The following is a 242-nucleotide window of genomic DNA, read 5'->3' as shown; positions in this document are numbered from 1 at the left end:
GGGCCGAGAAGTAGATCAGCACGTTGCGGCAGAACACGATGTCGAACTTGCCCAGCGGCGCATAGCTGTCGAGCAGGTTGTAGGAACGGAACTCGACGCGACTGCGGATCGGCGGCTTGATCGCCCAGCGCCCCGGCCCCTTGGTGTCGAAGTAGCGCTGCAGGCGCTCCTGCGACAGGCCACGGGCAATAGCCAGGCTGTCGTACTCACCGGTCTTGCAGTTGTTGAGCATGGCACCGGAC

Annotated in this window: 1 pseudogene; it reads right to left on the bottom strand. The window is 63.6% G+C overall.

The annotated features are described in order from the left end of the window. A pseudogene (gene cheR, locus FQ668_RS28075) lies at positions 1–242 on the bottom strand (protein-glutamate O-methyltransferase CheR); the annotation flags it as partial.

The sequence above is a fragment of the Pseudomonas sp. Kh14 genome (assembly GCF_900291005.1).
Taxonomy (GTDB): Bacteria; Pseudomonadota; Gammaproteobacteria; order Pseudomonadales; family Pseudomonadaceae; genus Aquipseudomonas; species Aquipseudomonas alloputida.
The sequence above is the reverse complement of the archived record's forward strand: the minus strand, read 5'-3'. Positions and strand labels throughout refer to the sequence as shown.